Raw genomic sequence first — 13,827 nt, 5'->3', positions numbered from 1 at the left:
TAATTTAAGTTAAAATCAAAAATGAGTAGTGTTTTTACAAAAATTATAAAAGGAGAAATCCCAAGTTATAAAATTGCAGAAAATGATAATTTTATAGCTTTTTTGGATGCTTTACCTTTAGTGAAAGGACATACTTTGGTTATTCCAAAACAGGAAGTAGATCTAATATTTGATTTAGATTCTGAGAGTTTTAAAGAATTATGGGCGTTTGCACAGAATATTGCTAAGAAAATTGAAAAAGCGATTCCGTGTAAAAGAGTAGGTGTTGCGGTAGTTGGCTTAGAAGTGCCACATGCACACATCCATCTCGTTCCTATTAATAAAGTGGAAGATCTTAATTTTAAAAATGAACGACTCGCCTTTACGCCAGAAGAATATAAGATCATCCAACAACAAATTATCAATTCATAAAAGAAGTTTACACTTCTTTTTTTTATAAATAACGACAAGATTTATATGAACCCCAATCAATGTTCCTTCTGTGGAAGAAAGAAAAGCGAAGTTCAAATATTAATATCAGGGCAAAACGGATTTATCTGTGAGAACTGTATAGAGCAGGCACATGCTATTGTTAAAGATAGTCCGCAAAAGTCAGGAGAGCCTGCTTCTCAATTAGAAGATTTAAAAAAACCAAAAGAGATTAAGGCTTTTTTGGATGAGTATATTATAGGTCAGGATCAAGCTAAGAAGCAATTGTCTATTGCGGTATACAATCACTACAAGAGACTTCTGCATAAGCAAGATGAAAATCGTGAAGTAGAGATTGAAAAATCTAATATCTTAATGGTTGGCGAGACAGGTACTGGTAAGACTTTATTGGCTAAAACTATTGCCAAGCAGCTTAATGTTCCGTTTTGTATTGTAGATGCGACAATTCTTACAGAAGCAGGTTATGTAGGAGAGGATGTAGAAAGTATCTTATCTAGATTGTTGATGGTAGCGGATTATGATGTAGAAAAAGCCGAACGAGGAATTGTTTTTATCGACGAGATTGATAAGATTGCAAGAAAATCTGATAATCCTAGCATAACAAGAGATGTTTCTGGAGAAGGAGTGCAACAAGGTTTGTTGAAATTACTGGAAGGAAGTATTGTTAATGTTCCGCCACAAGGAGGTAGAAAGCATCCAGATCAGAAATATATTCAGGTTAATACTCAGAATATTCTATTTATTGCTGGCGGTGCTTTTGATGGGATTAAAGAAATTATTGAAAGAAGACTCAATAAGCAAGCTATTGGTTTTAGTGCTGAGAAGTTAAATAATGTAGAGGAAGAAGATTATATTTTAAGCAAAATAAATGCGATAGATCTTAAAAGTTTTGGGTTAATTCCGGAGCTTTTAGGTAGATTTCCTATTATTACTTATTTAGATAAACTCACTAAGGAAACTTTGGTGAGAATTATGAAAGAACCTAAGAATTCTATTATTAACCAATTTGTAGAATTGTTTAAGATGGATGAAGTTAAGTTAGAATTTAGTAATGAGGCAATAGAGAAAATTGTAGAAGAGACTATTAATAAAGGGTTAGGAGCTAGAGGATTACGCGGAACCACAGAAAAGGTGTTAGAAGACTATATGTATGATATAGACGCCTACACGCAGCTTAAGGTGGAGTTTGACGATGTGGTAAGTAAAGTTTTATAATCATTTAATAATTTTTAATGTTATTACGATTTTTTTGTTTTAAAAAAAAAAGCTAATTTTGCACTTTAATGACTTTAAATTAAAATACACAAAACATAAAATGCTATGAAGAAAAATTTATTAACGATTGGTATTTTAGGCATGTCTATATCAGCCACTGCGCAGCTTACAGTTAGCATTGGAGACAAAGCCTTAGTAACGGTCAAATCTGAAACCTAGTTGTATAACGGAGGTAGCCTTAAGACAAAAGGAAGTGGAGTCTTAGACATCTATGGTAATGTTATTGTTAATGGAACAGGAAATAGTAATAGTGTCTTAGAAACATTGAAAGCAGACGGTATTACTAAAAATACTGATGGAGGTAATATTATACTAAGAATAACAGAGGCGGATAATTCTAAATATGGGCAACTTGCTATTATAGGATTGTCTCAGTCTAATATCACAGGTATTGTAGATAAAGAATATAGAGATAGAAGCCACGGTAGTTACCAACAGCTTGCAATCCCATTTAATAATAAAGCTATAAAGTCTCTTTCTAGCGAGTTTCATAAGACTTTTACAGATGTACGTCGTTCTAGAAATGAGGTATTAATCTATAATAATAGTGTTGTGAGATCTGAACCAGCTAAAGTAGAAACTTTAACATCATATGACAAAGCTACAGGTTATTACATGTTGGGGTCTTTATTATCGGGAAATAGCAATTTAGATTATTCTAATAATAATACAGTTGAGACTAACCCCAATAAGGTGAATAACCCACAAGTGCCTGCTTATACTTCTAAAGCTTACGTTTTAAGAGGTGTGCCTTTTGATGATAACAATAAAGCTTTGATCTTAGCAGACGCAGGAAAAAATATTTATTTTGGTAATAGTGGCGAAGAAAGAAATTACTACCAAGAGAGGTATAACACTTACTTGCAAGATGCATGGGATTTTCCTAATGGTGCTTGGAAAGGTACGTATGGTAAAAATATTTACCAGTTCGGAAATCCATTTTTAACTAACCTTGATCTTAAGTATATAGGAAAAGATGAAGGTACTGGTGGAGATGGTAATAATTTAGCAAAAATAAAAGGTATTAGGATAGATCCAGGAACTGTGGCATCAGGATCTAAAGGTAGTACTTATTCTACTAATGCAAAGTTTATTACTTTTGCTAGTGGTCTTCCTACAGGAGATGTAGGAGTTATTATAAAACCAATGCAAACTTTTGTTGTTAAGCTTACTGATAATACAAGTACGACACAACAGGCTACACTTAATTTTAATACACTAAGAAGATTTAAGTATGAGCCAAGAGGAGGCGATACTTATTCAGGGCCTACTTCTGCAAAGGTTGCTAGTGCTAGTGCTACCGTAAAGCAATTAGGAGTTATTGCTCTTGATGCTGATGGTAACGAAATGGGTAGATGTTATTATGTTGTTTATCCTGATGCTACAACAGGAAAACCTACAGAAGGTCTTAATACGACACAAGTTATAAATGCTTCAACTGATGTTATAGGTACATTTGAAGAGGATGCAATTAATGGAGGTTATGATAATAATTTAACGGGTGCATATTGGCTTTATATTAATGAGGCTAATGAGGTTGATTTTAAAGGAAAGTCTATACCAATGATGCTTTATAATGATGATATTAAGTCTCTTAAGTTTGAGATTCGTGAAAATGCGGAGTTAATAGAAGAAGGAGAGCAAGTATTGTCAACAGGTAAAGAGTTTTACTATAAAGTTGGTCAAAATGACATTAAGGTTATTAAAAATGGGCAGACAGTTCCTGTTAACTCAAAATCATATGGATTGTTTTATGATAAACCAGAAGTATCCTTAACTACTAATAATGATTTGAAACCATCAAGAACTAAAGTCGTTTATAACTCTAATATTGATGATTTCTTAGTTTTCTTTGATCCTGATTGGAAACAAGCTGATATTAAAGTTTATGATGCTAGTGGTAAACTAGTCATTTCTAAAAATAACGTTTCAGCTAAAAGTGAATATGTTTTAAATGTTCAGAAAACAAAAGGAGTATATGTTGTGATAGCCACTTCAGATAGAGGAGATGTTGTTAACACAAAAATTATCAGATAAAACAAATTATGATGAAAACATTTTTAAAAATTTTTACAGTATTTTTCTTCGCAGTTAGTAATTTATTACTAGCGGGTGACCCTCCTGTGCCTAATGGGCCTATAAATAATGGAACAGGAACTGGAGGTGGTACTACTGGTACTGGTTCAGCACCGGATAATCCTATAGATATGTATCTTGTTTGGTTGGGTATAATAGCGATAATATCGATTTTTTATCTAGCAAAAAAGAATAGTAAAAGAATAGCATAATTAGCTAATCAATACGTATAAACTCACTTATTAATAAGTGAGTTTTTTTATATTTGTATTATGAAAAAAATAATATTAAGTCTTGCAATTGTAAGTTTTGGGATTGTGAAGTCACAATTTACGGTCTCAGTAGAACTACCAACAAATTATAAAGCAACAGAAGCATATCTTTACTCTTATGATGGGTCTAAAGATGTTTTGGCAGCCAAGGGAAGTATCAAGTCTAATGTAGAATTTAAAGTCCCTAAAAGCTACAAAGGCATGTTGAGAGTTGCCTTGTATCCAGGAAATAATTCTATCAATATTATCTCAGAAAACAAGAATATTGAGATTATAGCAGGTAAATCCGACAATAATTCTTTGAGGGAAATTAGCTATAGAGATGAGGCTAATAAGCTCTTAGAGTCTGAGCAGGCTGTACAAAGAAAGAGGACATCTATTTATCCTGCTTTGCTCCAGATTAAAGAATATTATAAAAGTAATGACGAGTTTTACACAGCATTAAACAAAGAGATTACGCTTTTATCTTCTTCTTCGGATAAGATTCAAAACAATGATTATCCGACTGTAAAGTTCTATTTGGATATGATGGGCAAGTATGTATCTAATCCTAATATAAAGAGCGTATCTAATGATGATTTTATTAATTTGTTTGTTAAAACTGATAATAAATTAGAGACTTCCTCTTTGATGAAGCCAATTTTGATTTCATTTTTAAATACTTCTAATCGAGAAAATCCTAGTATTGATATTGATAAGTTATTAGATGCTGTAGATCTGGAGTCGCCAAGAGGTCAGACTATTTTATCAGAACTAATAGAGATTTTTGATACCTACGATATGAAAGATCTTAAGGAAAAATATCTTGCTAAAGCTAAAGGACTAAAATGTACAATTAATGATCGATTAGCTGGCACTATTAAGACTAATGATAATGTTGCGCTAGGAGCTGTATTTCCTAATAATGTATTCCAGAATTCTATCAATACGAAAGCAAAGTCTATCTATGATGTAAAAGCTAACCATAAGGTAGTGATATTCTGGTCTTCTACATGTTCTCATTGTGTAACAGAGTTACCAAAGATTTTAGAGAAATATTCTACACTCAAATCAAAAAATATTGAAGTAATTGCTTTGTCAGTAGATCAAGATATTAACTCTTTTAAAGATATGGCGAGCAAGTATCCTTGGATTAGCGCATCAGAAGGAAAGGGGTGGAGTAGTTCTTATACGGATACTTATAATGTACACGCTACGCCTACATTTTTTATTTTAGATGCTAACAATAAGATAATCAATAAACCAGACCATGTTCAGGATGTTTTAACGTATTTTAATGTAAAATAATTTTGGAGGGTTGTAAATATTTTATATATTTGCACCACCAAAAAGGCGAGGTAGCTCAGTTGGTTAGAGCGCAGGATTCATAACCCTGAGGTCACGGGTTCAATTCCCGTCTTCGCTACAAAAAAACCCAATAGATTTTCTATTGGGTTTTCTTTTTTTTATATCTGTTAATATCGATTGAGGTGCTTTTGCTGAGTTTATTAGTTAGAATATCAACACGTTAATGTATATAAAAGTAATTGTTGAAAATTTCCCATAAAAAGATTGTTTATTAAAAAATAAATCGTACTTTTACATCGCTTTGAAAGGGCAGCAATGCTTAACAAAGCATAAATTTTTTTTCATCATTTGTGTTTTTAGAATCGTATCTTTTGGTACGATTCTTTTTTATATCTATAACTCTTGTTCGTGTTTTATTAATAATTCTGTAAAATAACTGTAACTGATGCTGCCATCTTGGCGGTTAGTTTTTAAGAATAAATCGTTAGTCCAAGAAAAAAAATCACTCCATTTACCATAATAACGATTAGAAAACTGCTTTTCGTGCAATCTATCTCGTTTCATTCCATCAGAATATTGTAATAATATATATTTTGACAAGTTAGGATTAGTTGATTGTAATGCAGAAATAAGACTCTTTAGTGCATAAAGGCTACTGCTATATTGTAAACCAATGTTGCCAGACTGTTGACAGGATAAATAACCTATAAAGCTGGCTTCTTGTTCTCTTGCGTAGCCAAGTTGATGCGCCATTTCATGAGAGATCGTAAAGCCTAAGTTAGTGTCTGGTAGATTGGGATTATATTGAGCTTCTGCAGTAAAAGGATTATAATAACCAGAAATTCCGGTGTAGCTTAATAATTGATTGAGTAAGCTTGGTTTTACGCTTTTTATAAGGCTTGTTGTTTTTGAAGAGAATTGTTTTGGTAACTTCTGTTGAGCGGACAATAGATTGTCGGTAAGTGTTGTAATCTCGTTTAATTGAAAAACGCCATTTTGGTCTTCGTTAACTTGTTGTCTTAATATTTTACAACGATCTAAAAACTTGAAAGCTAATTTTTCTACTTCCTTATTTTCAATTTTATTATTAGGAAATTGATTTCTGATAGGTTCTTGAAAATATAATAATCCCCAGAAAATTTGATATAAAAAGTAAAGACCATTACTTAAGATTAAAATTCTTTTCAAGCTTTTATTTAATCCTTTTTTAAAACATAGATAAACTTCAAAGCCTAAATAAATTATTAGTATTCCATAAAAAATATCTCCCACAGAAAATGGGAAAGTAGAAAATAATAATTGATGTCCATTTTTTTGATAATCAAAAAAGCGAGCATTAAAGCTAACTATACTATCAATTTTTGATATAATGTAAAATAAAAAAAATTGGGCAAGCAATAGGCTTACCCAAAATTTATTAATGTTTAATATGTTTTTTTTAGTGTCCACCTTCTACAGTTTCTAGATAATCTACGTCTATATTTTGTTTCTTAAGCGATTGCTTAGCAATGTAGGCAAAAAGCGCAATGTAAGCAAAGCAAATTGCTGGGATGATATAAGAGTAGTGGATCCCAATGATGTCAGCTAATTTCCCTTGTAATGGTGGGATAATACCGCCACCAAGAATCATCATGACTAAGAATGCAGAACCTTGTGCGGTATACTTGCCTAGGCCTGTAATGGCTAATGTGAAGATGCATGGCCACATAATGCTACATGCTAGCCCTCCAGAAAGAAAAGCATAGATTGCAATATTTCCTGTTGTTACTAATCCTATAATCATTGCTAACACTCCGAAGATTCCAAAATAAATTAATGTTCTGGCAGGTTTGTCACCACTAATTAAGAAAACGATTACTTGCAGTGCAATACATATTGCATAATAGTATAGATGAGACATGTCTTTCTGAGCAATACTATTAAGTCCTATAATTACAAGAAATGCAATAAACGGAACAACAATTATGGCAATAAGATGGTTTCTTTTACTTAGATTAAAAACACTAATTGCTCCTGTCCATCTACCAATCATAAGACTTCCCCAGTACATAGAAATATATGGTGCAAGATCAGAGGATTGATGTCCTCCGAATTCTGGTAAATTCAATAATTCTCCAAGATTACTTCCGATTGCTACTTCTACTCCTACGTAGGCTAATATCCCAATCATACCGAGTACTAACTGTGGATATCTCATAGCGCCCCAACCTTCAGATTTCTTTTTTGCTCTTTGGTTAGCATATAATAGAGATGATAAAACAACAACTAATACAGCAGTTAGATATATCATTCTAGTTTTTTCTAATGGATGTCTTATCTCTTCTATTTGATTCGTTTTTGTTTCATTAGAAGAGTTGTAACTCGCAATAATAGCAGGATCTTTTTCTGTTTTAATTTTTTCTTTAAGTAATTCTATTTCTGATTTTAAAACTTCAATTTTCTTAGCTTCTGGTGAATTGTAGCTCTTGAATACTGGCGCAAATAAAACAATAATTAAGATTGACATTATAATCAAAACATTCCTTGCTTTTACTGCTTTTTCCATTGGTTCTAAATTGGTACCTGCAGGTAATTTTTTAGAAAAATGAAAAATAGCTGCAGCGATTAAAAATAGAATGCCAACCGCTATATAAAGTAGTATGACCTTGTCTAAAGCCAAATGTTTTATTTGTTCGTCACTTACAGAAGCTGTTGTGCCAAATAGTGCAAAACCTACTATAATTGGGCCGATAGAGGTTCCTAAAGAATTAATACCGCCAGCTAGATTTTGACGGCTAGCACCAGTTTTTGGGTCACCTAATGATACGGCAAAAGGATTGGCGGCAGTTTGCTGGATAGAGAATCCTAATGCAACTACAAATAATCCAGCGAGCATACCATAATACTGATTGCTTTTTACAGCAATAATCATTAATCCGGCACCAACTGCTGATAATAAAAGACCGTAAACGATACTTTTCTTGTAGCCCCATTTTCCAATGATGTCTACACCTTTTATGGTACTAAATATAAATAGCAATAATGCACCAATAAAGTAGGCGGTGTAAAAGGCAAAGTCAATTAATTGGGATTGAAATTGATCTAATGAGAAATAATTTTTACAAAAAGGTATAAATATACTATTTCCGGCAGCGATAAATCCCCAGAAGAAAAACACTAAAACCAGTGTGTATAGCGCTGGATAATTAGTCGGTTGTTGTTTTGTTGGCATTTATAAAGTTTATATTTAAAGCAAAAGTAATTAAAAATTTACACCAACAGTGCAATTCTTTTACGTTAAATTTTTCTCCAAGGTTTGTTTTATTTCATCAAAGGCGATGGATTTCTGCTCAGAGATTGTTAAGTTTTGGTCTAGAATAGTATTGAAAACAACCTTTACTTTTCCTGGATAGCCTTTTTTATTATCAAAAGGAAACATCTCTTTTAGTCCAATAAAAGTAAATATAACAATAGGAAATTGATGCTTTGTAGATAGGATAAAAGCACCGTCTTTAAATTGGTCTAATATAACAGAAGTGTCGTCTGGTACGCCGCCCTCCGGAAAGATCACAATGCTGTTGCCTTCTTCCATTTTTTCTGCACAACGACGATAAACATCCGCGCGGCTTCTAGCACTATTTCTGTCAACCATGACGCAGACTCTTTTATAAATGGTACCGAAAATTGGAATCTTTACCAACTCTTTTTTACCAACAAAACACAATGGGTGATTAGGAAAGAGTATGCAGATTAGCATAATGTCCATTATCGAAGTATGATTAGCGATGATGACATATTGTTGGTCACTAAGGATTTTTTGATCAGTTAGAGATTTTAGATTAAAGCTAAATCCCATTCCGTAGAAAAGACCTTTTGCCCAAATTCTTATAAATTGATAGCAATACTTATAATGGCTTTTTCGGAAAGAAAGAGCATAGACTATTGCTCCGATTGTAATAGTAAGCACAAGACCTAAGATTACCATCCACAATCGCCAAAGATAGACGAGTAAAACCCTCATTATGACAAATTTTATTAAAAATTGAATGCCAAAAATAAGGTTTTATCCATTAAAAATAATTTTTTTCTTTATCGTATAATTTAAAATAGAAACCACAACAATTGCGGCGATTTTGCTTATGACTTCTGAAGAAAAAGTAAATAACCCAATCTTTATGTGACTCAAGAAAACATAATGATAAAATAATTGAAATAAAATAAGACTTACGATAGTAGAGAAAAAAGACACAATCATAAAGTACATAAATTCTTTCTTTTTAGAATGTTTTCCTCTTTCGAAAACAAACCAAATACTCAGGAAATAATTAAAGACAATCCCACAAGTGGTGGAGAAAATATTGCTTAAAGGATATTTTATGCCATGAAAGCTGTATTCTGATGTGATAATGCTTGGTAGATAAGTACTAAATAGTTTAAAACTTCCTATCTCAACAATAGCGCTTAGGCCTCCTGCAATTATAAAAAATATAATCTGTTTTTGTTGTAGTAATTTCTGTAGCATATCGCGCAAAGTTATGATTTTAAAGTTAAAAAGAGATCAAAAAAAGAGTCCTATTTTCTCTGCCTTTCCATAATTATTTTTAACAATATATTAAGTAATTGTTAAGTAAAAAATATGATAATAGACAAGATATGAAGGCTTATATGGTAGTTTCTATTTTTTACAATATGGATTGTTTTAATTATAAGTGGTTGTTTTGTAATATATTATGATTGTAAGTGGTGGTGTTTGTAGATTTTAATACTTATTAAGACAGATTGTTATAAATAATGTTATTTTTTATTTTTTAATTCAAAAAAATATTTACATTTATTATTCAAATTAATGCTAATTTTTCAGAGCCATTTTCGTCTAAATAAGAATTTGGTTTTTATAAATTATTATTATTTGAATTTATAATATGTTTTTATGTAATAACTAATAACAATGAAAAACCGTAATTCTTACCGAAAATTCCAGCCACAAATAAAAAAAATTGAGGCATTGGAGAAGAGTAATTCTCGTTTTAAAAGAATATATGACGAGTACGAGCATATGTCTGATGAGCTATGGGAGCTAGAGAGTAATGTAGGCCCTTCTTTGCCAGACGATTTTATTAGCGCCATACAACTGCAGGCTAATTATCTAGAAGATGAGATAGATCAGTGGCTAGAAGATAATCCTCAGCCAGATTAAGCATTGGTTTTAGGCGTGTTTCAATAATTATTTCCTAATTTAGCATTCTTAAATTTGTTTGAAAATATGATTGCGATTGTCGATGGTGGATCTACCAAATGCGATTGGGTAATTCTTGAAAATGACGGCACAGAAGTCTTTAAAACTGAGACCATTGGCTTTAATCCCAATATTACATCTCCAGAATTAATTTCCCCAGAAATAGAAAAAAACAAAGACCTTTTGTTTGTTAAAGATAACATCAGAAATGTGTTTTTTTATGGTTCTGGTTGTGGAGTACAGGCAAATAAGGATCTTGTGAAAAAAGAATTTTTAAAAGTTTTTCCCCATGCTGATGTCATTGTCAAAGAGGATCTTACTGCGGCAGCATTTGCAGCCTATAGAGGAACTCCAGAGATAGTTTGTATCCTTGGGACAGGTTCTAATGCTTGTTATTTTGATGGAGAAACCGTTAAGGTAGAGTTGCCTTCTTTAGGATTTTTAATTGGTGATGAAGGTAGTGGTAGCTCTCTAGGAAAACAATTGGTACGTCATTTTTTCATGAAAAAGTTACCGGTAGATCTTCACAAAGAGTTTGAAGAAATCTATCAACTTAATATTGATATATTAATGGATAAGATGTATCACAATCCACGTGTTAACGCTTATATGGCAGACTTTACAAGATTTATTGTCGATAGAAAATCTCATCCTTATTTTCAACAATTTGTATATAAAGAACTAAAGAACTTTTTAGAATATCAGGTGCTTCCTTATAAAGAATGTCGAGAAAGCGAACTTAACTTTATAGGATCTGTTGCCTATTATTTTGAAGATATATTGCGAGCAGTTGCTGCCGAATATCATTTTAAAGTAGGCAGAGTTGTCCAAAAACCAATAGAAAGTTTGGTAGATTATCATAAAGAGTATATTTTACCTGCTTTAAGCGTAGCAAAATAAAATTATCACATATATAATACACAGGAATTTACCTGTATTAAAATTGAATTAAATGTCGAAGAACAATCAAAGAGATCAGAATGCATTCAATAAGGCTGCTTTAGATTATCACAGAGCAGAGCCGAAAGGTAAGATCGAAGTTATACCGTCCAAGCCGCACTCCTCGCAAAGAGATCTTACTTTGGCGTATTCGCCAGGTGTAGCAGTACCTTGTATGGAGATTTATCATAATCCAAGTACGGTGTATGATTATACAGCAAAAGGAAATTTGGTAGCTGTTATTTCTAATGGTACAGCTGTTTTAGGATTAGGAGATATCGGTCCAGAAGCATCAAAACCTGTAATGGAGGGTAAAGGACTTTTGTTTAAAATATTTGCCGATATTAATGTTTTTGATATAGAAATTAACGAGAAAGATCCTGATAAATTTATTGATATTGTTAAAGGTATTGCACCAACATTCGGAGGGATTAACCTAGAAGATATCAAAGCACCAGAAGCTTTCTATATAGAACAAAGACTTAAGGAAGAGCTTAATATCCCATTAATGCATGACGATCAGCATGGGACGGCAATTATTTCTGCAGCAGCTTTGCTTAATGCTTTAGAGTTGGCTGGTAAAAAAATTGACGAAGTTAAAGTTGTTGTTAATGGAGCTGGAGCTGCAGCAGTAGCTTGTACCAAATTATATATCAGCTTAGGTCTAACAAAAGAAAATGTCTTGATGTGTGACTCCAAGGGGGTTATTAATCATAAAAGAACCAATCTTACTCCAGAGAAACTAGATTTTATTATCAATACAGATATTGATACTTTAGAAGATGCGCTAAAAGGTGCTGATGTATTTATCGGTTTGTCTAAAGGTGATGTGATGTCTGCAGCAATGCTAAGCAGTATGGCAGATAATCCTATCGTTTTTGCATTAGCTAATCCAGATCCAGAAATAGATTACAACCTTGCTGTAGAAACCAGAAAAGATGTTATTATGGCAACAGGCCGTAGTGATTATCCTAATCAGGTTAATAATGTACTAGGTTTTCCATATATTTTCCGTGGAGCATTAGATGTACAGGCAACAGGTATTAATGAGGCGATGAAGTTAGCTGCAGTTCGTGCATTGGCTGATTTGGCAAAAGAAGCAGTTCCAGAAATGGTAAAGCTTGCTTACAATCTTAAGAATCTTAATTTCGGAAGAGAGTATTTTATCCCAAAACCTTTTGATAATAGATTAATTACAAGAGTTTCTATTGCAGTAGCAAAAGCAGCGATGGAAAGTGGTGTAGCACAGAAAAATATCGAAGATTTTGAAGCTTATGAAAATCAACTTCTTGATAGAATGGGGCGTGATGAGAAACTGATAAGAATGATGCAAAATCGTGCTAAAGCTAACCCAAAAAGAGTCACTTTAGGCAATGCAGAAGAGTACAACATCTTGAAAGCTGCGCAGATTTTATCAGAAGAAGGGATTGCTTATCCTACATTGTTAGGTGATAAAAAATTGATTCTTGAAGAAATGGCAAAACATGGCATGGAGCTGGATTTGCCAATCGTAGATCCTAATGACGATGATCAAGAAGAAAATAGAAAAAAATATAGAGAAACCTTCTGGCAACTCAGAAATCGTAAAGGTATTAATGAGTACAAAGCTAAGCGTTACATTAGACAACGTGATTACTATGGACCATTAATGCTAAGACACGGAGATACAGACGCATTAATTGTTGGTTTCTCAAAGAGCTATGCATCGGTACTTAAGCCTGTTTTGGAGGTTATTGACAAAGCACCTGGAGTAGAGAAAGTAGCTTCTATGATGATGGTTTTAACAGAGAAAAAACCAATTTTCTTTGCAGATACATCCGTTAATATAGAGCCAAGTGTAGAAGATCTAGTCAATATTGCAAAAATGTCAGAAATGACGGTTAGATCATTTGCCATAGAACCAAGAATTGCAATGCTTGGATTTGAGAATTTCTCTGCAAGAGCTGAAACTTCTAAAAAGGTAGCGGCGGCTGTAAAAATATTACATGAGAAGTATCCTAAAATGATTGTGGATGGAGAAATTCAGCCGGACTTTGCAATGAATAGTGATCATCTTAGTGATTATCCTTTCTCAAAATTAGAGACGACGCCAGCTAACGTATTTGTTTTCCCTAACTTGGCTTCTGCCAATTTATCATACAAGATCATTAGAGGTATGAAGGTTGCACAAACCATAGGCCCAATCCTTATGGGGATGAAACAACCGGTACATGTTTTACAGATGAGATCTAGTGTAGACGAAATCGTAAACCTTGCTACGGTAGCAGTTCTAGATGCTCAGATGAGAGAAGAAAAGTAGATTAACATCAACGTTAATATTTTAAAAAAATCGAA

The 13,827-nt window shown here is 32.8% G+C and carries 12 protein-coding genes and 1 tRNA gene; 9 read left to right on the top strand and 4 right to left on the bottom strand.

What is annotated here, in order from left to right; all coding sequences use genetic code 11:
- The first annotated feature begins 21 nt into the window (after nucleotides 1-21).
- The 6 genes from ACQQ6V_RS09310 (at nucleotide 22) to ACQQ6V_RS09285 (ending at nucleotide 5,457) form a co-directional block, all read left to right on the top strand.
- A complete protein-coding gene (locus tag ACQQ6V_RS09310; RefSeq protein WP_448845244.1) occupies nucleotides 22-411 on the top strand; it encodes an HIT family protein in 390 nt (129 codons plus the stop codon).
- A gap of 45 nt (nucleotides 412-456) precedes the next feature.
- Nucleotides 457-1,644 (top strand): ATP-dependent Clp protease ATP-binding subunit ClpX, encoded by a 1,188-nt coding sequence (gene clpX, locus ACQQ6V_RS09305; protein WP_448845243.1) that lies wholly within the window; start codon nucleotides 457-459, stop codon nucleotides 1,642-1,644.
- Between the two features lie 219 nt (nucleotides 1,645-1,863).
- Nucleotides 1,864-3,741 (top strand): DUF8694 domain-containing protein, encoded by a 1,878-nt coding sequence (locus tag ACQQ6V_RS09300; protein WP_448845242.1) that lies wholly within the window; start codon nucleotides 1,864-1,866, stop codon nucleotides 3,739-3,741.
- Between the two features lie 8 nt (nucleotides 3,742-3,749).
- The gene (locus ACQQ6V_RS09295) at nucleotides 3,750-3,992 is read left to right on the top strand and encodes an Fjoh_0651 family PID-CTERM protein (RefSeq protein WP_448845241.1); all 243 of its coding nucleotides are present in this window, start codon (nucleotides 3,750-3,752) and stop codon (nucleotides 3,990-3,992) included.
- 60 nt (nucleotides 3,993-4,052) lie between these two features.
- Entirely contained in the window at nucleotides 4,053-5,339 is a 1,287-nt protein-coding gene (locus ACQQ6V_RS09290) for a peroxiredoxin family protein (RefSeq protein WP_448845240.1), read from the top strand.
- Between the two features lie 44 nt (nucleotides 5,340-5,383).
- Nucleotides 5,384-5,457, top strand: a tRNA-Met gene (locus tag ACQQ6V_RS09285).
- A 275-nt stretch (nucleotides 5,458-5,732) separates the two neighbouring features.
- Here the strand turns inward: ACQQ6V_RS09285 and ACQQ6V_RS09280 are convergent.
- From ACQQ6V_RS09280 to ACQQ6V_RS09265, 4 genes are read right to left on the bottom strand one after another with little or no spacing between them, the layout of a single operon-like run.
- A complete protein-coding gene (locus tag ACQQ6V_RS09280; RefSeq protein ID WP_448845239.1) occupies nucleotides 5,733-6,788 on the bottom strand; it encodes a DUF3810 domain-containing protein in 1,056 nt (351 codons plus the stop codon).
- Nucleotides 6,778-8,550: an MFS transporter gene (locus ACQQ6V_RS09275; protein ID WP_448845238.1), complete on the bottom strand. Its 1,773-nt coding sequence runs from the start codon at nucleotides 8,548-8,550 to the stop codon at nucleotides 6,778-6,780. Before ACQQ6V_RS09275 ends, ACQQ6V_RS09280 begins: the two co-directional genes overlap by 11 nt.
- 60 nt (nucleotides 8,551-8,610) lie before the next feature.
- The gene (locus tag ACQQ6V_RS09270; RefSeq protein WP_448845237.1) at nucleotides 8,611-9,339 is read right to left on the bottom strand and encodes a lysophospholipid acyltransferase family protein; all 729 of its coding nucleotides are present in this window, start codon (nucleotides 9,337-9,339) and stop codon (nucleotides 8,611-8,613) included.
- A gap of 42 nt (nucleotides 9,340-9,381) precedes the next feature.
- On the bottom strand, nucleotides 9,382-9,840 hold the full coding sequence (locus ACQQ6V_RS09265) for a GtrA family protein (RefSeq protein WP_448845236.1): 459 nt from the start codon (nucleotides 9,838-9,840) through the stop codon (nucleotides 9,382-9,384).
- A 426-nt stretch (nucleotides 9,841-10,266) separates the two neighbouring features.
- Between ACQQ6V_RS09265 and ACQQ6V_RS09260 the strand changes: the two genes are divergently transcribed.
- The 3 genes from ACQQ6V_RS09260 to ACQQ6V_RS09250 all read left to right on the top strand — a co-directional run bounded on the left by ACQQ6V_RS09260 (nucleotide 10,267) and on the right by ACQQ6V_RS09250 (nucleotide 13,792).
- Complete coding sequence (locus tag ACQQ6V_RS09260) at nucleotides 10,267-10,515, top strand: hypothetical protein (RefSeq protein ID WP_448845235.1); 249 nt, start codon at nucleotides 10,267-10,269, stop codon at nucleotides 10,513-10,515.
- Between the two features lie 66 nt (nucleotides 10,516-10,581).
- Nucleotides 10,582-11,454 carry a BadF/BadG/BcrA/BcrD ATPase family protein gene (locus ACQQ6V_RS09255; protein WP_448845234.1) on the top strand — a complete coding sequence of 291 codons (873 nt, stop codon included), beginning with the start codon at nucleotides 10,582-10,584 and terminating at the stop codon, nucleotides 11,452-11,454.
- Between the two features lie 52 nt (nucleotides 11,455-11,506).
- Complete coding sequence (locus tag ACQQ6V_RS09250) at nucleotides 11,507-13,792, top strand: NADP-dependent malic enzyme (RefSeq protein WP_448845233.1); 2,286 nt, start codon at nucleotides 11,507-11,509, stop codon at nucleotides 13,790-13,792.
- Nucleotides 13,793-13,827: the final 35 nt, after the last annotated feature.

Source organism: Chryseobacterium electrogenes, from assembly GCF_053553015.1.
The sequence above is the reverse complement of the archived record's forward strand: the minus strand, read 5'-3'. Positions and strand labels throughout refer to the sequence as shown.

Coding starts and splice junctions, on each gene's coding strand:
- ACQQ6V_RS09310 (WP_448845244.1), top strand. CDS start 22: ATGAGTAGTGTTTTTACAAAAATTATAAAAGGAGAAATCCCAAGTTAT.
- clpX (WP_448845243.1), top strand. CDS start 457: ATGAACCCCAATCAATGTTCCTTCTGTGGAAGAAAGAAAAGCGAAGTT.
- ACQQ6V_RS09295 (WP_448845241.1), top strand. CDS start 3,750: ATGATGAAAACATTTTTAAAAATTTTTACAGTATTTTTCTTCGCAGTT.
- ACQQ6V_RS09290 (WP_448845240.1), top strand. CDS start 4,053: ATGAAAAAAATAATATTAAGTCTTGCAATTGTAAGTTTTGGGATTGTG.
- ACQQ6V_RS09275 (WP_448845238.1), bottom strand. CDS start 8,550: ATGCCAACAAAACAACAACCGACTAATTATCCAGCGCTATACACACTG.
- ACQQ6V_RS09270 (WP_448845237.1), bottom strand. CDS start 9,339: ATGAGGGTTTTACTCGTCTATCTTTGGCGATTGTGGATGGTAATCTTA.
- ACQQ6V_RS09265 (WP_448845236.1), bottom strand. CDS start 9,840: ATGCTACAGAAATTACTACAACAAAAACAGATTATATTTTTTATAATT.
- ACQQ6V_RS09260 (WP_448845235.1), top strand. CDS start 10,267: ATGAAAAACCGTAATTCTTACCGAAAATTCCAGCCACAAATAAAAAAA.
- ACQQ6V_RS09255 (WP_448845234.1), top strand. CDS start 10,582: ATGATTGCGATTGTCGATGGTGGATCTACCAAATGCGATTGGGTAATT.
- ACQQ6V_RS09250 (WP_448845233.1), top strand. CDS start 11,507: ATGTCGAAGAACAATCAAAGAGATCAGAATGCATTCAATAAGGCTGCT.